The 25,904-nt window shown below is 47.2% G+C and carries 15 protein-coding genes and 2 rRNA genes; 13 read left to right on the forward strand and 4 right to left on the reverse strand.

Going from position 1 to position 25,904, the window contains the following annotated elements; translation table 11 throughout:
• Positions 1-97 precede the first annotated feature (97 nt).
• The 5 genes from HQ865_RS24430 (at position 98) to HQ865_RS24450 (ending at position 10,616) form a co-directional block, all read left to right on the forward strand.
• A 23S ribosomal RNA gene (locus HQ865_RS24430) occupies positions 98-2,974 on the forward strand.
• A gap of 203 nt (positions 2,975-3,177) precedes the next feature.
• A 5S ribosomal RNA gene (rrf, locus tag HQ865_RS24435) occupies positions 3,178-3,289 on the forward strand.
• A gap of 334 nt (positions 3,290-3,623) precedes the next feature.
• A complete protein-coding gene (locus HQ865_RS24440) occupies positions 3,624-4,262 on the forward strand; it encodes a hypothetical protein (protein ID WP_173417417.1) in 639 nt (212 codons plus the stop codon).
• A 165-nt stretch (positions 4,263-4,427) separates the two neighbouring features.
• Positions 4,428-10,310: an alpha-2-macroglobulin family protein gene (locus HQ865_RS24445; protein ID WP_173417418.1), complete on the forward strand. Its 5,883-nt coding sequence runs from the start codon at positions 4,428-4,430 to the stop codon at positions 10,308-10,310.
• A 117-nt stretch (positions 10,311-10,427) separates the two neighbouring features.
• Positions 10,428-10,616: a hypothetical protein gene (locus tag HQ865_RS24450; protein ID WP_173417419.1), complete on the forward strand. Its 189-nt coding sequence runs from the start codon at positions 10,428-10,430 to the stop codon at positions 10,614-10,616.
• 1 nt (position 10,617) lies between these two features.
• Here HQ865_RS24450 and HQ865_RS24455 read toward each other — a convergent pair whose 3' ends face one another.
• The 3 genes from HQ865_RS24455 to HQ865_RS24465 form a co-directional block, all read right to left on the reverse strand.
• Positions 10,618-11,772, reverse strand: coding sequence for a CapA family protein (locus HQ865_RS24455; protein WP_173417420.1), 1,155 nt, complete (start codon positions 11,770-11,772; stop codon positions 10,618-10,620).
• A 52-nt stretch (positions 11,773-11,824) separates the two neighbouring features.
• Positions 11,825-12,403, reverse strand: a complete 579-nt coding sequence (locus tag HQ865_RS24460) for a C40 family peptidase (protein WP_173417421.1) — start codon at positions 12,401-12,403, stop codon at positions 11,825-11,827.
• A gap of 339 nt (positions 12,404-12,742) precedes the next feature.
• Positions 12,743-14,410, reverse strand: coding sequence for an LIC_10190 family membrane protein (locus HQ865_RS24465; RefSeq protein WP_173417422.1), 1,668 nt, complete (start codon positions 14,408-14,410; stop codon positions 12,743-12,745).
• Positions 14,411-14,530: 120 nt separating this feature from the next.
• Between HQ865_RS24465 and HQ865_RS24470 the strand changes: the two genes are divergently transcribed.
• The 7 genes from HQ865_RS24470 to HQ865_RS24500 all read left to right on the forward strand — a co-directional run bounded on the left by HQ865_RS24470 (position 14,531) and on the right by HQ865_RS24500 (position 23,782).
• A complete protein-coding gene (locus HQ865_RS24470) occupies positions 14,531-15,010 on the forward strand; it encodes a hypothetical protein (RefSeq protein WP_173417423.1) in 480 nt (159 codons plus the stop codon).
• A 213-nt stretch (positions 15,011-15,223) separates the two neighbouring features.
• Entirely contained in the window at positions 15,224-15,781 is a 558-nt protein-coding gene (locus tag HQ865_RS24475) for an alpha-amylase family protein (RefSeq protein ID WP_173417424.1), read from the forward strand.
• A 54-nt stretch (positions 15,782-15,835) separates the two neighbouring features.
• The gene (locus tag HQ865_RS24480) at positions 15,836-17,671 is read left to right on the forward strand and encodes a rhamnogalacturonan lyase (RefSeq protein ID WP_173417425.1); all 1,836 of its coding nucleotides are present in this window, start codon (positions 15,836-15,838) and stop codon (positions 17,669-17,671) included.
• A gap of 253 nt (positions 17,672-17,924) precedes the next feature.
• Positions 17,925-18,974 carry a thiamine-phosphate kinase gene (gene thiL, locus HQ865_RS24485; protein ID WP_173417913.1) on the forward strand — a complete coding sequence of 350 codons (1,050 nt, stop codon included), beginning with the start codon at positions 17,925-17,927 and terminating at the stop codon, positions 18,972-18,974.
• A gap of 195 nt (positions 18,975-19,169) precedes the next feature.
• The gene (locus HQ865_RS24490) at positions 19,170-21,065 is read left to right on the forward strand and encodes an alpha-L-fucosidase (RefSeq protein WP_173417426.1); all 1,896 of its coding nucleotides are present in this window, start codon (positions 19,170-19,172) and stop codon (positions 21,063-21,065) included.
• A gap of 91 nt (positions 21,066-21,156) precedes the next feature.
• Positions 21,157-22,344 (forward strand): glycoside hydrolase family 88 protein, encoded by a 1,188-nt coding sequence (locus HQ865_RS24495; protein WP_173417427.1) that lies wholly within the window; start codon positions 21,157-21,159, stop codon positions 22,342-22,344.
• Positions 22,345-22,417: 73 nt separating this feature from the next.
• The gene (locus HQ865_RS24500) at positions 22,418-23,782 is read left to right on the forward strand and encodes a polysaccharide lyase 6 family protein (RefSeq protein ID WP_173417428.1); all 1,365 of its coding nucleotides are present in this window, start codon (positions 22,418-22,420) and stop codon (positions 23,780-23,782) included.
• 4 nt (positions 23,783-23,786) lie between these two features.
• Here HQ865_RS24500 and HQ865_RS24505 read toward each other — a convergent pair whose 3' ends face one another.
• Positions 23,787-24,947 (reverse strand): MFS transporter, encoded by a 1,161-nt coding sequence (locus HQ865_RS24505; protein WP_173417429.1) that lies wholly within the window; start codon positions 24,945-24,947, stop codon positions 23,787-23,789.
• A 212-nt stretch (positions 24,948-25,159) separates the two neighbouring features.
• On the opposite strand from HQ865_RS24505, the gene HQ865_RS24510 reads away from it, so the two are divergent.
• Positions 25,160-25,855, forward strand: a complete 696-nt coding sequence (locus HQ865_RS24510; protein WP_173417430.1) for an ankyrin repeat domain-containing protein — start codon at positions 25,160-25,162, stop codon at positions 25,853-25,855.
• Positions 25,856-25,904: the final 49 nt, after the last annotated feature.

The raw sequence follows: 25,904 nt of genomic DNA on the forward strand, positions 1-25,904 counted from the left end.
ATCAGGACTTGTCTTGACTCTTGGCTCTAAGAATCCTGAATCTGTGAAATGACTCTCAATAAAGCATACGCTGCCGAGCAAAAGCGGCAGATGTAGGAAGAAAGTAAATAAGGGTACACGGGGGATGCCTTGGCTCTCAGAGGCGATGAAGGACGTGATAAGCTGCGATAAGCCGCGGGGATCAGCAAATATGAATTGATCCGCGGATTTCCGAATGGGGAAACCTAACTATCTGAAGGATAGTTGCAATAGCGCGAACCTGCTGAACTGAAACATCTAAGTAAGCAGAGGAAGAGAAAATAATAATGATTTCCAGAGTAGTGGCGAGCGAAATGGAAGAAGCCCAAACCCATAATGTTACGGCATTATGGGGGTTGTAGGACCACGACATTGGATATTAAACTGAACCGGAAGGGGGTGGGAAACCCCGCCATAGAGCATGACAGCTGCGTACGGGTAAGGAATAATAACATAGTGGTATCCTGAGTACCGCGAGGTCGGAGACGCCTTGTGGGAATTTGCCGGCACCATCCGGTAAGGCTAAATACTCCTGAGAGACCGATAGTGAACCAGTACCGTGAGGGAAAGGTGAAAAGAACCCCGAACAGGGGAGTGAAATAGAACCTGAAACCGTGTACTTACAAGCGGTCGGAGCCTGGCAACGGGTGACGGCGTGCCTTTTGCATAATGAGCCTACGAGTTACTCCTCACTGGCAAGGTTAAGTGTTTCAGACACGAAGCCGAAGCGAAAGCGAGTCTGAATAGGGCGTGCAGTCAGTGGGGGTAGACGCGAAACCTTGTGATCTACCCATGGACAGGTTGAAGGTGCCGTAACAGGTACTGGAGGACCGAACCGATAAACGTTGAAAAGTTTCCGGATGATCTGTGGGTAGGGGTGAAAGGCTAATCAAACTGGGAAATAGCTCGTACTCCCCGAAATGTTTTTAGGAACAGCGTCGTGGTAGAGTTAAATAGAGGTAGAGCTACTGATTGGGTGCGGGGGAGTCAAATCCTACCAAATCCAGACAAACTCCGAATGCTATTTAATATACACGGCAGTGAGGCTATGGGTGCTAAGGTCCATGGCCGAGAGGGAAAGAACCCAGACCATCAGCTAAGGTCCCCAAATTATTGCTAAGTTGAACTAACGAGGTCCGATTGCACAGACAGCTAGGATGTTGGCTTGGAAGCAGCCATTCATTTAAAGAGTGCGTAACAGCTCACTAGTCGAGCGATCGGGCATGGATAATAAACGGGCATCAAGCAGTATACCGAAGCTATGGATTTGCAGCAATGCATCTGGTAGGGGAGCATTCTAACGCCGGTGAAGCAGGAGCGACAAGCAACTGTGGAGGTTTTAGAAAAGCAAATGTAGGCATAAGTAACGATAAGGCGGGAGAGAAACCCGCCCACCGAAAGACTAAGGTTTCCTGATCAACGCTAATCGGATCAGGGTTAGTCGGGGCCTAAGGTGAAGCCGAAGGGCGTAGCCGATGGACAACTGGTTAATATTCCAGTACTTTTTATAACTGCGATGCGGTGACGGAGTAGTGAAACTGACGCGAACTGACGGAATAGTTCGTTAAAGGCCGTAGGTATAGGATCTGTAGGTAAGTCCGCAGATCTTGCTGAAAGCCGATAGTACTCGGAACCTTCGGGGGATGGGATAGTTCAGGTAATCAGACTTCCAAGAAAACCCGCTAAGCTTCAGGTTATAAAAACCCGTACCGTAAACCGACACAGGTAGTCGAGGAGAGAATCCTAAGGTGCTCGAGTGAATCATGGCTAAGGAACTCGGCAAAATGGCCCTGTAACTTCGGGAGAAGGGGCGCTGTCAGCAATGGCAGCCGCAGTGAAAAGGCCCAGGCGACTGTTTAACAAAAACACATGGCTTTGCAAAATCGAAAGATGACGTATAAGGCCTGACACCTGCCCGGTGCTGGAAGGTTAAGAGGGGATGTTAGTCGCAAGGCGAAGCATTGAATCGAAGCCCCAGTAAACGGCGGCCGTAACTATAACGGTCCTAAGGTAGCGAAATTCCTTGTCGGGTAAGTTCCGACCTGCACGAATGGTGTAACGATCTGGGCGCTGTCTCAGCCATGAGCTCGGTGAAATTGTGGTATCGGTGAAGACGCCGGTTACCCGCAACGGGACGGAAAGACCCCATGCACCTTCACTACAACTTAACATTGATATCGGATACAGGATGTGTAGGATAGGTGGGAGACTGTGATCCGGCTTCGCCAGGAGTCGGTTAGTCAACGTTGAAATACCACCCTTTCTGTATTTGGTGTCTAACCCTGCAAAGCGGGGGACATTGTTTGGCGGGTAGTTTGACTGGGGTGGTCGCCTCCAAAAAGGTAACGGAGGCTTTCAAAGGTAAGCTCAGTACGCTTGGTAACCGTACGCGGAGTGCAATAGCATAAGCTTGCTTGACAGTGAGACAGACAAGTCGAGCTGGGTCGAAAGACGGATATAGTGATCCGGTGGTTCTGCATGGAAGGGCCATCGCTCAAAGGATAAAAGGTACGCTGGGGATAACAGGCTGATCTCCCCCAAGAGCTCATATCGACGGGGAGGTTTGGCACCTCGATGTCGGCTCGTCACATCCTGGGGCTGGAGAAGGTCCCAAGGGTTGAGCTGTTCGCTCATTAAAGTGGCACGCGAGCTGGGTTCAGAACGTCGCGAGACAGTTCGGTCCCTATCTGTTGTGGGCGTTGGAAGTTTGAGTGGGGCTGACCTTAGTACGAGAGGACCGGGTTGGACTAACCTCTGGTGAATCTGTTATGCCGCCAGGTGTACTGCAGAGTAGCTACGTTGGGAATAGATAAGCGCTGAAAGCATCTAAGTGCGAAACTAGCCACGAGATGAGACTTCCTTATAGGGTCGTAGCAGACTACTACGTTGATAGGTTACAGGTCTAAAGGTAGTGATATCAAAGCCGAGTAATACTAATAGCCCGAAGCTTTCTCATAGCAGGTAATTAAGGGGCCTGAGCTAACGCTCGGCCCCGAACACAAAGCTGTTGTTTTCTCTATATTCAATTCCTTCTTTCAATACTTGTCATAGATTAGCTAAAAGCAAAAAGCGTAAAGCAGAAAGCCGGAAGCCTATCTAATACCGAATTGGCTAAAAAGCTTTATGCTTTCGGCCTTGAGCTTTCAGCTCAAAAGAAATTCAGGTGCCTATATCGGCGGTGTCCACCTCTTCCCATTCCGAACAGAGAAGTTAAGCCCGCCAGAGCCGATGGTACTGCAGTAAAATGTGGGAGAGTAGGTCGGTGCCAAACCTTATCGTCTGACCGACGTTAATGTTAAGCCCCTCATTATTGCGATGAGGGGCTTTTTTTGTGCGCTAAATTCTCTGCGAAGAGCGATATTCCTGAAATAGCGGCTACCGATCATTATAAACCCGATAGCAGCGGAAAACCAGTAGCTTGGGCAGACCGCGTTCGGGCAAGCGAGGCTTTGCAGCGGATAGCGGGACTGAACCGCCGACATTGGCATAATCGTTCATTTTCAAAACAACCTATTTTGCTTTTCATACCGGGCCATTAGGTAGAATTTACTTCGCAACTAATATCAACTTATTGGTGTTGTTTGCTAAATGTGTAATTTACGGTTATGATAATAAAAAGAAAGACCGCCCTTTTTTTCGCAGTTATTAATTTTCTTTTTTGTGCTTACAATGCAGGTAGGTTCTTTTTATTGCATCAAATTATTTTAGAGGATTTTTCACATCTGCCTGTACGAATGACCAATGGGGATGTCGTATTATTTATGGTTATACCTGGCTTGGTAGCAATTATATTATACGTAGGTCTCTTTTGGGTAATGCGAACTTTTAAGGAACAAAAGTGGATGCAATCGGGGCTTATTGTCTTTTTCTTATGCAGATTGCTTTCAATTATCGCACCCTGGATAATTCTTGCTCTAAATTGGAGTGCCCGATATTTCATTGTAGGATCTTACTTAATGAATTTTAGCCTGCTTTATATGGTTTTCACATTTGTGTTTGTCCGCACAAGCAGTATTAGGAAATACTATTGGGCATTTGCAGGGCTCATGTTTTTTTGTTTGGTGCGCATCTATGCTGCGCCTGCTTTATATGGGATGTTTAGGTATCGTTGGCTGTTTATTAATCAAGAGTTGTTGTTTAGCTTGCCATTTTTAGCATCTCTTATGTTGTTTGTTGATGTTTATTATCTATCGTTCAGAACAACTTCCGATAATGAGGCAATGCGTGTAAGGGACAACTACTAATCAGAAAACGCTCTATAGAGTTCATTAATCGCATAGGTTTTATTAAAAGCCAACTCCGATCCTGTAATAAATCGACCATCCACCCCAATAAATCGACATCACATTTTTTCTGCGATATTTTATGGAATAATTTGGCTCTTGTCATCTTAACCTAAAATATCGCTTATGAAAAAGCTTTTACCAGGCTTATTATTCTTCCTTACCTGTACCACATCATGGGCACAAAAGCCGCTTAGCAATAGTATCAATCGCAGTACTTATACCTATCTCTACCGGCTGAATGACGCGGCCGTAAAACTATTCTATACCAACGGCAGGCAAAAGCCCGATGACAAAGTTTTGGGCAGCCCTATCGATTCCTTCCGTACCGGCCATTATAAGGCGTGGCAGGTGTCACCGGGTAATTATATTGAAGTTTACGCGGGTAATAACCAACTCAATTATGAATTGATCGAGCGTCGCTCCGCATACCTGAAACTACTGGATGATAAACGTGAGCTGCATTTTGTACTACTGGATACAAATGACCATGAAATTAGCAATGCTGTTGTATTGGCGGGTAAGCGTCGCATTCCGTACGATACCGACATGCACCTTTATCATGCGGCCCGGCATAAAAAGGATAGCCTGCTGAACGTGAAGTACGCGGGGGTCAGCAACTTTTATAAGGTAAAACCCGATAACGAACTGCGGCCGCGCAGGTATTTCAATAATCAAAACTGGTTGAAGCGATTTTGGGTAAGCGTTAAAACGAGATTCCGAAGGATGTTCGCGCATAAACCTGTTAACAATTTATCGTACCAAAGGCCGAACCCGGGATATACAGTTTTTAATAAACCAAAATTTAAACCTGGTGACACCGTGAAGTTTAAATCATTTCTGCTGGATCCTAAATCGCTGAAACCAATTAGTGATGAGCGCCTGCAGGTCCGCCTGTTGCAAAATACCTATAACGATGCCGGTAAGGTATTGGGCTATGTAAAAGCCTATAATAAGGGTGGATTTGAATACAGCTTTGTTTTAGCCGACAGCCTGAAGCTGCAACTGGACCGTTATTATTATATCAGCCTGGAAACTGCCGATAACCCGTACGACCTGGTTAAGGAAAAAGAGGCTTATATGGCTCATCGCAAGGTATACGAAACCGCCAACTTCTATTACGAAGATTATGAATTGAACGGCACCAAATTTACGGTGCGGGCAGATAAAACCGATCATAGCATTGGTCAGCCGGCTTCTATATATCTCCGTGCTACCGATGCCAATGGGCTGGATATCCCCGACGGGCGTGTAAAGGTGCTTTTACGAACCAGCAGCGTATCGCAATTTACCGGGAAGCACGTTTTTGTACCCGATACCCTTTGGAACTATGAAACACGCTTAGACCCGGTTGGCGAAACCAAACTGGTAATTCCCGACAGTATTTTCCCCAATGCCCGCATCAGGTATATGGCCGATATCACTTTATTGACCAGCAATAACGAGCGCCGGCAGGAAACGCTATACTTTAATTATGATAATGATGCTTTTCAAATAACGCACCGGTTAGACGTGGATACACTGAAGCTGGATTATTTGGTTAAGGGTAAATCGCAAACTAAACAAGCAACACTTTATCGGTTGGATGACTATAACGATACGCTTTATCGCAGCCGGATTATGTTGCCTGCTAAATTAAGGATCGACCCAGCGGTGGCGCAGTACCAGGTGGAGGCAGATAGTGTGGATGAAAACATCAATATGGAAGAAGCGCAATCGCCATTACACGGTACGGCCGAATACAAAGGTGATACCCTGCTCATCAACGTAAACAATCCAGCACGCCTGCATTTTTGGTATAATGTGTTTTATGGGGATAAAGTGATTGATAAGGGTGAGGGCACTGAATTAAATTATAAGAAGCTACAAATGGGCCATGCGGCAACCGTAGTCTTAAATTATGTGTGGGGAGGCAAAATGCGGTCGGATGAGTTGACGGCTTACCTACAGGAAAAGCATTTGCAGATAGATGTAAAACAACCGCCGCTCGTTTACCCCGGCCAGCAGGCTGATATTAAGATACATGTAAGCGATGCCATGGGTAAACCGGTTGCTGGTGCCGATTTGACGGCCTACGCCATCACCACCAAATTCGAAAATTATCATCCACCCATGGTGCCTTATCTTGGCCGTAACTATCCGGGCCGGAAGCCGGGCATTCCGTTGGGAGTTAACCGGCTGCAATCAACCGGGCAGTTTAAACTCAACTGGCAGCGCTGGAGCAGGCAAATGGGTTTGGATACCATCGAATATTATCGCTTCACGCATCCCAATAATATTTACAAAATGTATGAGGCTACGCCCGACAGTACCACCCAGGTGGCGCCTTTTGTAGCTAAGGATGGCGACATTATCCCGGTGCATATCTTATATGTGGATGATGTGCCGGTATACTTTAGTAAAACTACCGATGCGCAGCGCTATAGCTTTATGGTGAAGCCGGGCAGCCATGATTTTCGCTTCCGTACGGCCAATCAAAATATCGTGATGAACGGTGTTTACGTTGAACTAAATCATAAGTTGATCTTATCATTAAATGCCGATACCGTGGCTAACAAGCAGGCCCGGTTTAAAGCCATGCCCGATACGCTGACCACTTATGAAGCCGACCTCATCAACAAATATCTAATAAGCGTTGTCCCCAATTTTGGCGACAGGCTGGCCACCATCAGTCAAAATGGGCGCATCTTTTTGTTGGGAGGGGCAAACCTTAACAACACGGGCACTACACCTTACTACATCACCCGTAATACCACAAATTATGTTGTTGCGGGCCCGGTGGCCGATAATTACCTCACTTATAGCGTAAGGGGCGAAGAGCCGCGCATTTTTATGACCGAACCGGGCTATACATTCCAGTTCGAACCGGGATTGCTTAAGCAAAAATCATTACTGGTAAAATATCCTTTCACTAAAAAACTGTTTAATCAACCAGGGATAACCGATTACCGGCAATATGCCCTTACACAAAAAGGCATAGATACACTTTGGCAAAACTACCTGGATATGCGCAGCCATAACACCGACCTGTTTGGTTATAATTATGATTATAACCGCAGCTTTGCCAACCTTACCATAGGCGTTGGTAAAACCGCCGATGGCAAAACACCGTTTATAAAAAGCATCATCATCTATAAAAATGATGAACCCGATTATGCCAAAATATTTGCCGGTATCCGTACCGATCTCGGTAATTATGCCCCCGGCAAATATCGCCTGATGTACCTGTTAAAAGATAACAGTTACTTTTTGCAGGAGGGAGTTGTCATCAAACCGCATGGACGAAACTATTACCACACGGGTACTATTGTTCCGCACGCTAAGGATTCTACCAGTTTAAAAATAGCGGCCATTATTGATAATTATCAGCCCAACAGCTATAACAAACAGGATATTCAACAAATAAAGGAAACGTTTAACCAGCAATACCTGGATGCGGGCGCGCTAACCGGTGAAATGACAGGCCATATTTATGCAAAAGACGATAAACAGCCGATAATCGGTGCTTCGATAAGGGTACGCGGAATTGCATCGGGGACGATAAGCAACGTTGATGGCTTTTTCAGGTTAAAGGTTCCCGAGACCGGGAGGCTGATCATCACTTCGCTTGGATATACGTCGGAAGAGGTGGTTACACACCCGGGCCAGGATATTAAAATATATATTAATGCGGCTAAGGCTATGCTAAATGAAGTGGTGATTGTGGGCTATGGCACACAAGCCAGGCGTGCACTGACTGGATCTGTATCAACTGTTACTTATAAAATGGATACTGTAGCCTATTCTTCCAGTGCTTATAAAGTGAGGGATATTAGCCAAGCCTTAATGGGGCGGGTGCCAGGGTTACAGGTAAATGATGCCGGCGAATTTATATCTGCTGGCCGGGCGTTAAAAGAAGTAAGGATAAACGGGAAACAGTTTGCAAACGTTAACGGTATGTTGAAAAACCTGCCCGCTGATATCATTGAAAAAGCAGAACTAATTGATGATTACGGCGATCAGGCCAGTTTTACTGGCAGTAAGGGAAAAATACTCAACATTATCCTCAAGTCAGATCCGTCATTAAACGATCCGGCCTTGCTGGCTATGCAATCCATCCGCAAAAACTTCTCAGATTATGCTTACTGGCAGCCTAAGCTTATTACCGACGCGCAGGGTAACGCCAGTTTTAAAACCACCTTCCCCGATGATATTACCGGCTGGCAAACCTTTGTGCTGGGGATGACCGGCAACCGTGAATCGGGGGTTGTGGCGGGTATGGTTAAATCTTACAAACCACTGAGCGCTAACTTCACCGCGCCGCAATTTGCCATCAGGGGCGATGAGTTACATCCTATCGGCAAGGTGATGAATTATACTACCGATACTGTAAAACTGAAGCGCACCTTTAAATTTAACGGCGAATTACAGGGCGAGAAGGATATCGTGCTGAAAAATTCGCTGATAGATACCTTTAAGGTGACTGCCGCCGGAAAGGACAGTTTGAATTTCGAATATACCGTGCGAAAATCGAACGGGTATTTTGATGGCGAACGGCGCTCCATCCCGGTATTCGAGCAGGGATCGCTGGAAACCAAAGGCACTTTTGCCGCGCTGGAAAAGGATACTACGCTTACCATTAAACTCGATCCCAAACTGAAAGAGGGCACTTTCCGTGCCGAGGCATCGGTGCTGCCATCATTGTTAAGTGAGACCGAGCACCTGCGCGATTACGAGTACCTCTGTAATGAGCAACTGGCGTCGAAGCTGATCGCTTTGTTATCCGAAAAAAAGATACGTACCTATTTAGGTGAGCCATTTAAGTACGATAAAAACATTGGCGAGATCATTAAAAAACTACAGGAAGCCCGTGGTGCTAAAGGTACCTGGGGCTGGTGGAAGGATACCGACGAGGAACTTTGGATCAGCCTGCACGTAACCGATGCGTTATTGCAGGCCGAGACACAGGGTTTTAAAACCCAATTGGATAAGCAACGCCTTACCGAATACCTGCTTTACCAGGCCGCGGCCTATCGTGGCGAGGATAAACTGACCGTAATGTTGTTACTACAAAAGCTGGGCGCCAAAGCCGATTACGATGGGTTTATTAAGGAATACCTGAAGCAGCTGGATCCGAAGGTGAAACCATCACATTACGATCAGTTGCGCCTGATGCTGATACGTCAGCAGAGCGGGCAAGCCCTGCAAACCGACAGCCTGATGAAGTGGATGAAGTACACCATGTTTGGTAATGTGTACTGGGGGCAGGATAGCTACAGCTTCTTCAATAATTCGATACAGGAAAGCGTGCTGGCCTACCGGATATTGAAAGCGGACGGTAAACACCCTGAACTGCTAAGCAAGCTGCGTAACTACTTTTTAGAACAGCGCAAGGATGGTTACTGGCGTAATACCTACGAGTCGGCGCAAATCCTGGAAACCATCATGCCCGATCTGCTCATCGGTAATAAAAAGCCTGAACCGTCAGTAATTACCCTAAGCGGCGATAAAAACGAGACTGTTACACAATTCCCTTACACCGGCACATTAACAGGCGGCGGGCAGTTAACGGTTAAAAAAACGGGCACCATGCCGGTATACATTACCGCTTATCAAAAATTCTGGAACTCAACTCCTGAAAAGGTAAGTAAGGACTTTACAGTGGATACCAAATTTGAGAAAAGCAGCAGTACGGTAACAAAAGCTAAAGGCGGCGAAACGATTACCCTGCGGGCCGAAGTTACCGCCCGGGCCGATGCCGATTTTGTAATGATAGAGATCCCCATCCCGGCAGGCTGCTCGTACCAGGATAAAAGCCAGGCTTACGGTAACGGCGAGGTGCACCGCGAGTACTTTAAAAACAAGGTGAGTATATTTTGCCGTAAACTAACACAGGGTAAGCATACGTTCTCGGTTACGTTAACGGCCCGTTACGGTGGCAATTACCACGTAAATCCTGCCAAAGCAGAGATGATGTATTTTCCTGTGTTTTATGGTAGAGAGGGGATGAAGATGTTTGTGATTGAGTAGTTTCTACGTGTTTATCGTCATGCTGAGCGATAGCGAAGCATGATGATGGGGTGAGGAGAGCGCATTTTGGTTTGCAATTTGTATTACTACCTCAACAAATTCAAATAAACTGAAACTATGAACTTAAAACGAACTTTCGGCGCTATACTTACCGTGTTAGGTATCGTCGGTTTGATCTATACAGGGGTTGGTATTGTACAGCATAGCGTACAATCTGTCACCCTGATTGTAGTAGGTATTATCTCGATATTGTTTTTCTTTCAGGGTATTAGCCTGGTGCGTAATACGGCGGATACCGCCAAGTAAATTATTGTATCCCTGCTGCTACGCCTACCTGCTGTGGCAGCGGGGTTATTACGCCATCAAGCGTGATGGTAAGTCCCGAGGCCGGGAAGTCGGCATCGGTAAGTTGTTTGATCTTGTCAATTACCCGAAAGGTACTATCGCGCGTTAGTCCGTCAGCGTGGGTTTGTTTAAAAGGAATGATCCGGGCTGATAGAAATTCGCCCTTTTTATTCAGATAAACTTTTAGCAGGGGCGCAAGACCGGATACGCCCTCAACACTTACGCATTTATAAGTGCAAAAATTACCAAGACTATAGGCAATCAACCGGCCGTTGTACAGTTCTACCGCGCGGTTAACATGCGGGCCATTACCCAGAACCAGGTCGGCGCCGGCGTTAATAGCGGTATGCGCAAACTCATACACATTTCCCCGCCTGGCGCCCATGTAGGTTTCCATCTGCCGGGGCACATGTTCGAATGTTGGCCCCTCGCCGCCGCCGTGAAAGGAAACGATAACGACATCGCAACGGCTTTTCAGGCTACGCACCTCTTGTTTAACAAATTTCAGATCGGTAATGGGTAAGGTTTGCGCATTTGGGGCAAACGAACAAAAGCCATATTTCACGCCACTGATAGTGATCACTGTATCAGGGCGACTGATCTGCCCCGCATAGGCAATGCCTATCGAATCTAATACGCGCATGGTATTGAGCCGCCCCCGGTCGCCAAAATCGCCAATGTGGTTGTTGGCCAGGCTGAGCAGGTTGAACCCCGCATTTTTAAATATCCCACTGTAAACAGATGGCATACGGAACAAGTAGGCAGTGCTTTTTAAATGCATTTTAAAACTCGCGGGCGCGCCGCCATCAAGTAATACGCCCTCCAGGTTGCCAATGGTGATATCGGCTTGCTGCAGGTCGGTTAGCGCGGCATCAAAGCTATGTAAAGCGCTGTCGGGGGGGAGCGTGCTATTATTGGGGTATGATGTACCTAACATGATATCGCCAACGGCAGCTATGCAAAGCGTATCGTGTGTAGTTTTAACTAAGTGTTTTTTTTCAGCGATGAGATTTTTTGACGGCTTTTTAATAGCGGTTGCCATCTCCGGTTGCTGGAAAACGCAGGAGGATAAGGCGAATAAAAAAAGCAGGCCGGCCAGCGGCGCACGAATGTTCATTGCAAAAAAAATCCCTCCGCTTTTACGGAGGGATCAAATATCTTGTTTTTTCTTATTTACTATCCTGTTCTTCCGTTTTGCCCGACATCAGCTCGTCTTTAAACGATGCCAGCATGCGGCCTCCGCGGTAGAAGTAACGGCTGTAATATGAGTCGCCAATATTGTTTATCGCTACCCCGCGCGATGAAGCGTGGGCAAAGCGGCCATCGCCAAGATAAATACCTACGTGCGATATGCTGCGGCTATGGATCTTAAAGAATACCAGGTCGCCCTGTTTCAGGTCGTCTTTAGCAACCGGGGTAACCATGCTGAAAATATCGCGCGAATTGCGTTTAATATCCAGGTTGAAAACCTTTTCGTAAAGCTCTTTAGTAAAGGCCGAGCAATCGATACCTTTTTTTGATGAACCGCCAAAACGGTAAGGGGTACCGATCCAGTCGTAAACAAATTGAAACAATTTCACATTAGAGGTAGCATTTAAGGCCACACCCATAATTTGCGACATGTAATCTTTGGCTAAACTTTCCTGATCGTCCTCTTTTTCAGGAGCTTGTGCTGGAACGGTTTTTGTTTGCGCGTGTGCAGCTAAAATGCTGAGAAATAGCGCAATAACAAGAGAAAATTTCTTCATTAATCCTTAGTTTGTTCGGGTTAACTGTACACAGTGTTTACTAAATAATACACCCCATCTTTAATCGAACACAAAACTATACAAATTATCCGGATTACCAAATGTTGAAAAAAAATTTTTTCGTCGTTAAATTGCTAATATTTTTAAACTATTGTTAATAAAGTTTCTCTAAAGTGTGTGTTTTTGATTGGTGTATTTCTTGTTTATTTGGAATAATATCCTGCAAAGAAAATGACTTTTTAAACATCACTTACAGGCCGGTAATAATTATTAAGCTATGCAATATTAATGTTACAAGATGCTTATTTGTTCAAAATGAAGGGCTTACGCAGTTTGCATTTATTTCCTTTCGATCCGGAAACCCTCCGTGATAGTTTTGCCGCGTAAGGTAAGGGCCGAGTCGGGAAATACGGAACAGGGGATGTTGCAATCGCCTATTTCCCAATGGTCTTCGCCGGGGTTATTATGTACAATATTTATCTTCAGCCCCGACCTTGTGGTAAATATCCCGGGGTTATTTATTTTCGGCACATCGCCTATGGGCTGCATATCTAAATTGCGGTTTTTGTACATAACAGCACAGGCGCAAATAAAGATCACCACGGGCATAGCCTTTAACCACTTGTAGTTAAAACCTGCTATTAAAAATGCCAGCGGGGCCAGTCCCAGCGCCCAAAAGGTAAACGGCGCGAAGCGGATATCGGGCGCCATAAAAAACCAAAACGCCAGCGTAATAAGTACAGGTATCAAAAACAGGTTCAGTTTACGGGTGTTGGTGCGCCTGATCCTAAACCATACAATAAGCCCGATGCATAAACACACAGGCAGCACGGCGCCGAGGGTGCTAAGCATGCGGATAATCCAATCGTGTACCCAGCTATAGTTATGTGCTGCTTCAATAGCCGGCGGCCCATGCAGGTGCGAGCGGGCAAAGCCCTTAATATAATCGGCAAAATTGATTACGTTTCCTTTAAGTATTAGCCAATCTACCGGTAGCGGGAATAGTGTCAACGGGAAGCCAAGGTACCCCGAGGCGATGCCGCCCCTTACTATCCATGGTAGCACTAACAGTGCGTATATGCCAATGGAGGGCCATATTTGCGCGGCCTTCCACCGTTTGGTTTTGATGAGCCAGTAAAGTGCCATGAACAACAATCCGAAGCCAATCCCGGCGAAGCTTAGCTTCATGACCATTCCAAACAAGGCATAAAAGGCCAATAGGAAGATATCCTGGAAGGTAATTTGTTTGGCTTCAATGCAGCGGATCACATCGCACAAAACTTTAAACGTAAACACATTCACAAAAACATCGGGCGTGGGGCTGCTTAGGTTTTGTACCCCCGCGTTAATACAGATAGGCAGGAACAATAACTGGAAGGCCGACAGGAAATCTACCTTTTTCTTGCCACTGAAACAGGCTTTTGTGTTACAAATAATTTCGGTGCAGATGGCGATGGTCAGTAACCCGTTGGATGCGCAGGCGCCGGCGTAATGCCCCCATAAACCATTGAGAAAAGCGGCATATAAAAAGTACGATTGGTTAACGGCAAGGTAAATGTACAGGTTGGCAGCTCCCGGTGTAGATGGATAATGGTTAGCCCAGTTGATACAATAAAAATGATAAACAATGGTATCGTAAATAAAGGAGTTATCCAGGCTCGAGGTGATCAGGAATACGGCGACCAACAGCATCAGCACAACAGTTATCCAGCCGGGAAATTTTACCGAACTGAAGAACCTGGCTTTTATCATTTCCCTTAGTCCATCTAAAGCGATGGGTAAAAGAATAGCCCAACAAAAAAAATTAACAGGCGCGAATAAATTCCATAGCTGAAGAAATAAAATACACTTGCCCAGGCCGTACCAAAAATAATTGAACTTGTTTTCGGTCAGCACCCCGTTTTGCGTGCGGAAGGGAATGCGTGCAAAACCTATGGCGGTAATAAAAGCGAAAGCCAAAAGCCAGAATGCCAGTAAGGTGATGGATTGAAGCAGTAAGTGTGGCATTTTAAAATAATAGGCTTGCTAATTTAACACTACCCCAAATATACTGCATTTGCATTATTGATTTGCGCCCCGTAAACCAGGTGCTTTGTACCAGTAACAAGTAACAAAAAACACATCATCATGAAAAAACTCATTACCTTAATGGCCCTGGCAGTTGCATTTTGCAGCGCCTGCAAAAAAGACAAATCAGAAACAGCATCTGGCGATAATAGCTGGACACTTGCCGGTACTACCTACAAAACCGCCATTACTTATAAAACCACTACATCGGGTGGTACGGCAACCATCCTGTATAACTTTTGGGATGCCACACCATCGGCCACGGTAAAAGTGAACTCGCTGGCTTTAAGCTTTGTGGAAGCGCCGTCGGCAAGCGGTACCTACCAGTTGGTGGCAACCGGGCAGGCCAAAACCGCCAGACAGTTTGAAATATCTGCAGGCACCACTGCGCCTTTGTACTATGCCTATATCGGTACTTCGGTTGATGTGCAGGTTACAGTAAGCAGCGGGAAAATAAAGGTAACCTTACCCGAAGTAAGCCTGAAATGCACCACATCAAGCCCCGACGCTAAGTTGACAGGAACTGTGCAGGAAATGTAGGCCTTTCCCTAACTTCCATCTGATGGAAGGGAGCCTAAATATTAACGCTCTCGCCTTGCCGAATTACGGCAAGGCTTTTCTGTTTATTAGGCAGGATGCCTACCAGTATGGTGTAATTTTGTTGTGCGGCAAATAAATACAAACTTGTAAGCTGATAACATTTGTAAACCATATCGCCGCTAAACGCCTGTCGCGCGGTGTAACCCAGCTTTAATGAAACGCATTTTTACTTTAGCGCTTGTTGCCGCGATGTTTGGCGCAATCCATTTGAAGGCGCAGGATAACAGTCTTAAAAAAGCGATACAGGACCTGGTCGTTGCTGTATGCCAGCAAGGAAGCCAGAAGCTATCGCCCGAACAAAAAACGCAAATGGCCGATTGGCTGAAGGTAAACGGCGAGGCTATTGCCGATGTGCATCCATCCGAATTTAAAGGAGAAGGCCCGACCATGACCGACCCGAAAGCCGCCTATAGCTGGCGCGATGTGCGTTTTGCCGAATCGAAAGACGCGCTATATGTGTTTGTGATGGATGTGCCCCAGGGCGATATGAAGATAAAGGAATTATGTACCCGCATTGGCGGGCGAATCATCGGAACGGTGAAGCTGTTAGGTTCGGACGAGCGTATGTCGTGGGAAATGGAGGAGCGGGAGCTTAACCTGGAGAAGCCGCATGTGCTGCCAAAGGATGGGGTAACGGTATTTAAGATCACCTGGACCGAATACTATAAGGAGCGCCCGGTTGACCCCTCCATTAAAATTTTGAAGCCGTAAACGATATCCCTTACAACCAATTGTCAGATCATTATTTTCTTCGCAACGCATTGTATGAAATTAAAATATACCTTATTAACAGCCCTGATAATATTAACCGCCAACGCCCTGATGGCTCAGCGCATGATGGAAAAACTATCGCGCGGCATCGTCGCCGTACGCAAAAGTACCGATACAGCTTTTGTAAGCTGGCGCATGCTGGGTACCGAACCTGATGCTATAGCCTTTAACCTGTACCGCAGCGCCGATGGGCAAGCGCCGGTAAAGCTGAACGCGCAGCCCATTACCGACGGCACCAATTTTAACGACACCAAAGCCGATCTTTCTAAAACCAATACCTACACCGTAAAGGCGGTGTTGAACGGCAAGGAGCAGGAGGCAGGTAAGCCCTTTGTATTGGCGGCCAACTCGCCGGTGCAGCAATACCTTAATATCCATTTGCGTACGCCGCAGGGTTACCAGCCTAATGATGTTTCGGTGGGCGATTTGGATGGTGATGGCGATTATGAGTTGATCGTCCACATGACTGGCCGTGGCAGGGATACCCCGTCAAACGGTGTTACCGATCCGCCGATATTCCAGGCTTATAAGCTGGACGGCACCTTTTTATGGGAGATAAATTTGGGTAAGAACATTCGCGAGGGTGCGCATTATACGCAATTTATGGTAGCCGATCTGGATGGTGACGGCATAGCCGAGTTTGCCTGCAAAACCGCCGATGGTACTACTGATGCTAAAGGAAAAGTGGTTGGCGATGCCAGTAAAAACTGGGTGAACGATCGTGGCAAAATTGGCGATGGCCCCGAGTATTTCTCGGTGTTCAGTGGCAAGACCGGCGAAGTGCTGGCCACCACCGATTATATCCCAAGCCGTTACCCTACCGGTGGCTGGGGCGGTTGGGGTGGCAATGCCGGTAACGATGATAACCTGAACCGGGTTGACCGATTTTTGGCCTGTGTAGCTTATTTAGATGGCAAACTACCAAGCGTAGTAATGTGCCGGGGATATTACGGTCGCACCGTGTTGGCCGCCTGGGATTTTCGTGGTGGGAAGCTGACCTCGCGCTGGGTGTTTGATAGCAAGGATGGCAAGAATATCTTCTCGGGCCAGGGTTATCATAATTTAAGCGTAGCCGATGTGGACGATGACGGTAAAGACGAGATCATTTACGGATCGATGGTAATAGATGACAACGGCAAAGGCCTTTACTCAACCATGCTGCGCCATGGCGATGCCCTGCACGTTGGCGATCTTGACCCTGATCTGCCCGGACTGGAAGTATTTGGCATCCACGAGAATGAGACGAATAAGACCGGTGCAGGAGCGGCCTTGTACAGTGCAAAGACCGGTAAAATTATTTGGGAGGGATCGATGGGTGAGGATATCGGGCGAGGCGTAGCAGAGAATATAGATCCAACCAGTCGCGGTGCTGAAGTTTGGTGGAGCGGGTCGGGCGGTTTGCGCAATATTAAGGGCGATATCATTGGCCCTATGCCGCCGTCAACCAATTTCCTGATCTGGTGGGAGGGCGATCTTACCCGCGACCTGCTGGACGGTAACCATATCGATCGTTACCGCAAAGGCCGGGTTTTCACCGCCGAGGGCTGTACCTCAAACAACGGTTCCAAATCTACCCCGGCCCTTAGCGCCGATATATTTGGCGACTGGCGCGAGGAACTGATCCTGCGTACTACCGATAACCAAAACCTGCGGATCTACACCACTACCATCCCAACCAAACACCGCTTTTATACACTGATGCACGATCCGCAATACCGAAACTCTATCGCCTGGCAAAATGTGGCCTATAACCAGCCACCGCACGTGGGCTTTTATATTGGCGAGGACATGAAACCGGCGCCGAAACCTAATATTACGACGAGGAAGTAAGGTACGTATATTATTAATTTCTTGTCATTTCGATAGAGCCGGGTGGGAAATTGTGTGGGCGCGAAAGAGAAATCTTGTACGCGCGACAAGTATGTTGTATAAGATTTCTCCTCATACCCACCGTTTCTTCCCCTGCTGATTCGTTCGAAATGGCAAACTTCTTTTAGTATTGCGTGGGACATGAGCATAGCAAACAGCAGGACAAAGCTCCCGCTCAATTCCGCGCATCTTTTTGTATTTTTGCGGCATGGACATGTTTGATAATAAAGAAACAACAGGGATAAACCATTTGGGCGAGTTTGGCCTGATAGATCACCTGACCAAAAATATAGAACTAAAACAGCCTGGCACCTTAAAAGGTATTGGCGATGATGCCGCCGTGTTGGATTTTACCGGCAAAAAAACATTGATTTCTACCGATATGCTGTTAGAGGGTATTCACTTCGATCTGGCCTACACCCCCTTCAAGCACTTAGGCTATAAAGCCATCCAGGTAAACCTGAGCGATGTTTACGCCATGAATGCCACACCGTCGCAGGTAACGGTATCCATAGGTGTATCCAGCAAATTCCCGCTGGAAGCCATTGAAGAATTGTACCAGGGTATTTATGTAGCCTGCGAAAAATACAATGTTGATTTGGTGGGCGGTGATACCTCGGCATCGAAGCAGGGCCTCATTATTAGCGTAACCGTTTTAGGTTATGCCGATGAAGCGGACATTGTTTACCGCAACACCGCGCAGGAAGGCGACCTGATCTGCGTATCCGGCGATCTTGGTGGCGCTTATACCGGTCTGCAACTATTGGAGCGCGAAAAGCTGGTTTATTTGGAAAACCCAAACATTCAACCCGATCTGGAAGGCAAGGATTATATTGTGGAGCGCCAGCTGAAACCGGAAGCACGTAAAGATATAGTTGAACTATTAAAAGCCTGGAGCGTAACACCTACCGCTATGATCGATGTATCAGACGGCCTGGCATCCGAGGTATTGCATATCTGCACTCAAAGCAATAAGGGCTGCAACCTGTACGAAGAGAAGATCCCTATCGACCCGATGACCTACGAGACCGCCCGTGAGTTCAACCTCGATCCAACCATTTGCGCTTTAAGCGGCGGCGAGGATTATGAGTTGCTATTCACCATTAAACAAGCAGATTACGATAAGTTGAAGAATCATCCGGATATCAGCATCATTGGCCACATTACCGAAGCATCGGCCGGGCGTAACCTGATCACTAAAGCAGGTGCGGTACACGAGTTGAAAGCGCAGGGTTGGAACGCGTTTAAAAATTCGCAGGGCTAACAACCGTCATACCGAAACAAGTTCGGCATGACCATTTATTTTGTTCCTTGTAATTTATCAGCCCTATTTACACTCATCCTATCAAATGACTGTTCCGTACGTTAATTTAGCTGAATGTTTAGCCAAATGGCCGAAAAAATAAGCCGGGAAATAATCATCTATTAGCGGTACCAATTTAGTTTACCAACAACAGGTATGATGATCAACTACAAGAAACTGCTCTACGGCGCCCTTGTGCTGTCGGTGGCCGGCTTATGCTTACCCGCCAAAGCTCAAAACACCGGCGATGAAGCCGGCATGCAAAACCAGGCTAAAGCCCGCGACCAAAAACAAATAGACAAGGCTGTGAACGGCTGGTGGACCGCCAGTATGAAAAATCACGATGCCCGAGTAGCGTGGTGGCGCGAAGCCCGTTTCGGCATGTTTATCCACTGGGGTATCTACTCGCTGCCCGGTGGCGAGTGGAAGGGCAAACAGGTAACCGGTTATGCCGAACACCTGATGCGGAAAGAACGCATTCCCCGTGCCGAATACCTGGAGCTGGCCCACAAGTTTAACCCTGTAAAATTTAATGCCGATGAATGGGTGCGCACCGCTAAACGTGCCGGGATGAAGTACATGATCATCACTTCAAAGCATCATGATGGCTTCGCGATGTATAATTCGGGTGTTACGGATTATAACGTAGTAAAACAAACCGCCTGGCACCACGACCCAATGGCCGACCTGAGCGCGGCCTGCAAAAAATACGGCCTGAAGTTTGGCTTCTATTACTCGCACGCCTTTGACTGGGAGCACCCTGATGCGCCGGGCAACGATTGGGAATACGGTAACCCCGGCGGCGATCAGAAACTGTTCGGTGGCGATAACTGGTACGATGTGCACCCCGAGCTATTGCCAAAAGCCATTAAATATGTAAACGAGAAGGCTATCCCCCAGGTGCAGGAGTTGATTCGTTTATATCACCCCGATATCCTTTGGTTTGATACGCCGGGCAAATTGCCTTTCAGTGAGAATTTGCGTGTATTGGAAGCTATTCGCGCTATCGACCCAAATGTGGTAGTGAACGGCAGGCTGGCCCGCAACGGCAGCATGAATTACGGCGATTATCAAAACACCGCCGACCGCCCTGCCGAGTTCTTTCCGGTAGAGGGGGATTGGGAAGCGATACCGACAACTAACGAATCTTACGGGTATTCTAAATACGACCATAGCCATAAACCGGCCAGTCATTTTATCCGCCTGGTGGCTAACTCGGCTTCAAGAGGTGGAAATTTGTTGCTGAATATCGGTCCGAAGGGCGATGGCGAGTTCGATGCTAAAGACCAACAGATCCTGGACAGCATCGGCAAATGGATGGACGTAAATGCAGAAAGCATTTACAAAACCACCAAAACGCCGCTGCCGTTCCAAAATTGGGGTGTATCTACACGTAAAGGCAACCTGCTTTACCTACAGGTATTCAACTGGCCTAAAGATGGTAAACTGGTTATTGGTGGCTTAAAAAGCGATATCAAAAAAGCATATTTATTAAGCGATGCATCCAAAAAACCGCTGGCCATTAAACGTGTCGATCCGATGGATGTCCAACTGAGTGTCCCGGCCAACGCGCCTGACCAGGTAAGCAGCGTCATCGTTGTGGAAACAAGCGGCGATATTGTAACTGACCCGGTACGCGTTTTGGATGCAAAGGACTATGCCAACCGCATGCTGGCGTTCGATTCGGATATGAGGCCGGGCGAGTTCCATTTTGGTGATGGCAAAACCGGTAAGTATTTTATCGACCGCTGGAACAAAAAGGACAAGGTGGTAAAATGGCAGTTCAGGCTGCTGACAGCAGCAAAGTATAAAGTGATCATCAAGTACGCTGCCGATGCGGATAACGCTGGTACTTACGAATTAAGCCTGGGCGATCTGAAGAAGACCGGGACCGTAGCCACTAATGATAAAGGCGATAAGATCATCGACCAAACCATCGGCGAGGTGAGCCTGCAGCCGGGTACGCATACATTGAAGATCACTCCTGTAGAAATTCAAAAGCAGGGATTGATGAAAATATTGGAGGTTGCTTTAGTACCTTTGAAAAAATAGAAATACACAGTCAGCCCCCTCTAAATCTCCCACGGGAGGGGGAGACTTAAGAAAATAGCCCTCCCTACTGGGGGGGGGTGGGGCTTAAATTATGAAGAAAAAATATATACTCCCTATCCTGTTTGTGGCCTTAACCGGCACTACAGCCATGGCGCAGGACCAAACAGCCAAAGGCTTTGCCTTTGCCGCCAAACAAACCGACCTGATGCTGAAAGAAGTGGCCGAAGCAAAGAAAACCGCCAAGCCCGATATGGCATCGCCCCGCTCGCTGGAGAAAGGCGAACTGGTGCTGGTGCCATCAAAGGACTGGTGCAGCGGCTTCTTCCCGGGCGAACTGTGGTTTTTATATCAATACACTGAAGATCCAAAATGGATGACTGAGGCCAAAGCCTATACAGCCAACATCGAACAGGAAAAAACTAACGGCGGCACGCACGATATGGGCTTTAAGGTTTACAGCAGTGTAGGCAACGGCTATAAACTAACCAAAGACCCGCATTATAAAGAGGTATTACTGGAAGCCGCCAAAACCCTGGCCACCCGTTTTAACCCAACGGTAGGCTGTATCAAATCGTGGGATAACCGCAAGAACTGGAAGTTCCCGGTGATCATTGATAATATGCTGAATTTGGAGCTACTGTTTGAGGCCAGTAAACTATCGGGCGATAAAACGTTTTATAACATCGCAGTTAGTCACGCCAATACGACCATGAAAAATCATTTCAGGGAGGATAACTCATCGTTCCATGTGATCGATTATGATCCGGAGACCGGCAAAGTGTTGCACAAGCAAACACACCAGGGCTACGCCGATGGTTCGGCCTGGGCGCGTGGACAAGCCTGGGGTTTGTACGGTTATACCATGTGCTACCGAGAAACCAAAGACAAAGCGTATTTGCAGCAGGCCGAAAAGATCGCCAAATTCATTTTTAGCAATCCTAACTTGCCTAAAGACCTGGTGCCATACTGGGATTATAACGATCCGGCCATTCCAAACGCTCCGCGCGATGCGTCGGCTGCTGCGGTAACTGCTTCGGCTTTGTACGAGTTGAGTACCTACAGCGCAAATGGCGCGACATACAAATCGCTTGCCGATAAAATTGTAAAGAACCTGACCGATAGCTATCAGGCAAAGCCCGGCGAAGCCAAAGGTTATATCCTGCTGCACAGCACCGGCAACAAACCGGCCAATGGCGAAATTGACGCGCCGATAAGCTATGCCGATTACTATTACCTGGAAGCCCTGTTAAGGCAAAAGGGCGGGGTGAAATATCAATAAAGATGACCGATAGTTTGTAACAAAAACACAAATTAAAATCTAATATCTTAGCCGATCATTTTTGGTGCCCCGAATGAACCGTTATTGTTTAATTATTGTATCCGCCTTTATCGCTTGTGTCAGCGCATCTTTTGCACGGACGCGTGGGCATGATCATACCATCCGTTCGGCTGCTGAGTTAGCCGCGCTTAACCTGCAGCCCGGCGACCGCGTGATTTTGCAAGCGGGCGACTGGAACAGTCAGCAATTGGTGTTTAAAGGTAAAGGTACTAAGGAAGCGCCGATCACCTTAATTTCGGCAGAGCCGGGTAAAACCATCCTAAAGGGAAACTCCAACTTACTGATAGACGGCCAGTATCTGATAGTGGACGGCCTGAACTTTACCCAGGGGGCATCGCAAAAAAAGGATGTTATTCTGTTTAGTAAAGAAACCTCCTACTGTCGCCTGACCAACACGGCTATTGTTGATTTCAACACGCCCGATAAAAAACAGGATTACAAATGGGTATCGCTCAACGGCGATCATAACCGGGTAGACCATTGCTATATCAAGGGTAAAACCCACCAGGGTACCACGCTGGTTGTTTGGGTGGCCGATAAACCCAACTATCACCAGATAGACCATAACTTTTTTGATTACCGCCCAGATCTTGGCGTTAACGGCGGCGAAACCATCCGCATAGGCACCAGCCAGGTATCCATGGACGATTCGTACACCACGGTAGAGGATAACATCTTTTACCAGTGCAATGGCGAAATGGAAGTGGTCTCTAACAAATCGGGTCATAATACCATCCGTAATAATTTGTTTTACGAGTGTGTGGGCACCCTCACCCTGCGCGAGGGCAACTTTGCCGATGTGTATGGCAACTATATGGTTGGTAACGGCGTTAAGGGCACAGGTGGCATCCGCATTATTGGCGAGGGGCACCGGGTGCATCATAATTATTTAACCGGGCTGACGGGCACAGGACTAAAAGCAGCTATAAGCGTAATGGATGCCATACCCAATTCGGCATTGAACGGATACATGCAGGTGAAGGGTGCGGTAATCAGGAACAACACCATTGTTAACTGTGCCGAGGCCATTGAAATAGGCGCCGGCAAGCGCGACGACCGTGGCCTTCCGCCCATGAATATCGCTATTATTGGAAACGTTGTTTTGGCGTCGGACCCGATAGTTTATACCGATCAGCCGCAAGGGATCAAAATAAAAAGAAACCTCCTTTATAATATCAAACTGCCCGGAGATCTGCCTGATGGCTTTGACATGAGGGATCCGAAACTGATTCGTGATGGTTTGAATATCTATCAGCCCGAGGATCTCCGTAAGATCGGTGCGCCGGCCTTAAACAACGAGCAGCATCAGTTATTTGATGGTCTGGGCATTGGCCCAACCTGGCATAAGGGCGTTCCGCCGATCAGGGTGAAGTTGTAATTGGCTATTCTTTATCCCTAAATAAGGCGATCAATCCCAGCACCGGGCCAATACCCAGCAGCATATAAATGTATTTCGCGTTAGCATCGGTACGCAGCGCGTTGATCAATTGTATACTGATAATGGTAATGGCAAAGCCGATACAATTTACAATAGTAAGCGACGTGCCTTTGGTTTCGGCGGGGGCAGTGCGGGCTACAATAGTAGAGAACATAGGCGAATCGGCAATGACCGATGTTGCCCAGATAAACATAAAGCCGATAAATACAGCCGTTGCCGGAATGAAAAGCACTAAGGGCGACAGGATGCAGCAAATGCACGATATCGTTAATGCAACAGTCGCCGTTCGCTTTGCACCAATACGCTGCGAGATCCATCCGCTGAAAACACAAGCCAAACTGCCCGATGCGATGATGAAAAAAGCTAACAGCGATACATTAAATCGCGCCGCGGGGTAGTTGATTTTATAAGCCGCTAATATCACCGGCACAAATACCCAAAAGGCATACAACTCCCACATGTGCCCGAAGTAGCCAAATGCCGCGGCGCGGAACCGGCTATTGCGAAAGCCATTTAAAAAACCGGTAAAGTTGAGTTTTTGTCCGGCTTTACGATAGGGGCCGTCGGGTACCAGTAATACCATGGCTACGCCGCCCAATGTAGCTAATGTTGATGTGGCATAGATGACGTATCGCCAGGGTAGGCCAGCGGTCATGCCTTTTAAAAAGTGCGGAAATGCTGTACCCAAAACCAACGCGCCTACCAAAAACCCTAATGATTTACCCAGGCCCTGTTCGTAATGATCTGCTGCTATCTTCATGCCTACGGGATAGATTCCGGCAAGGAAGAAGCCGGTCATGAAGCGGATAGTGATCAGTTCGGACGAGTTGATGGCGCGGGTGCATAAAGCCATGTTGATCAGCGCGGCAATGATGGCGCAAAAAAAGAATACGCGCGAAGGCGAAAACCGGTCGGCGATACTCAATATGGCAAATATGAGCGTACCTGTAATAAAGCCCGATTGCACCGCGCTGGTAAGATGTGCAAGGTAGCCGGGCTCCAGGTTGAATTGTCGGGCAATATCGCCCATAATAGCATTCCCCGCAAACCATAGCGACGTACAGAAAAACTGGGAGATAACAATTACGGGTAATATTCGCTTCATTCAGATCAGTAGTTTAAGCCGTTTTCTCGTTTTAATTAGACTGTGGTAATGCGCATTTTGTTGCAAAGCTAATGGATAAAAATTTGCATAGCGGCGTTCAAGTTGCTTTTACGATAAATCCGTACCCGAAGTTGCTTTGCCGATCACGTAAAAGGTTATATTTAAATTAGTTTGAAAAAAATGTACCTTGAATTATGCTATAACGTAAACCAATGAATAAGTTTATACAAGCGATCAGAAATTTAGATCATCCTGCAGTGGAGGTATTGCTGGAAAAGGATGATAAATGGTTAAACTATGCCGAGGATGGTAGCAAGAACGCACTCCATTATTTGGGCGGCGTAGCAGTAAGCGACGAGGCAAAAGCCGATACCAGTTTACAGATCCTAAAATTACTTTTAAGCAAAGGGATGGATATGAACAGTGTTCATCAAATTAAGGATGGCGGCTGCTTTTTTCCGGCTACGCCGCTTTGGTATGCTTACACCCGCGGACGTAATAAATTACTGTATGCTTACCTGCTGTCGGCAGGGGCCAACCCGCAAAACTGCATGTTTGCCATTGCCTGGTATAACGATGTGGAAGCCGCCGCGTTGTTTAAACAGCACGGCGCCGATATTGAAGCATTGGCAGGAGAGGATACACCATTCCTCGGGGCTTTTCACTGGCGGCGATTTGAGGTAGCAGAATGGTTTTTGCAAAATGGGGCCAATGTAAACCATCCCCGCGGCGACGGCAATACCGCGCTGTTTTATGCTGTTAAACGAAAATATAAACCCGAACAGGTGCAACTGCTGCTGCGGTACGGCGCCGATCCCGACCATGAAAACCATGCGGGCATATCTCCCCGCAAACTGGCGGAAGCTAACCGGCAAATGAAGTTATTGGGGATGTTTAATGCGAAGTAGTTTATCACAACGTCATTGCAATGACGTTGTTGTATAGAAGCGAAAAGCC

Origin of the sequence: Mucilaginibacter mali (genome assembly GCF_013283875.1) — a bacterium.
Lineage (GTDB): Bacteria > Bacteroidota > Bacteroidia > Sphingobacteriales > Sphingobacteriaceae > Mucilaginibacter > Mucilaginibacter mali.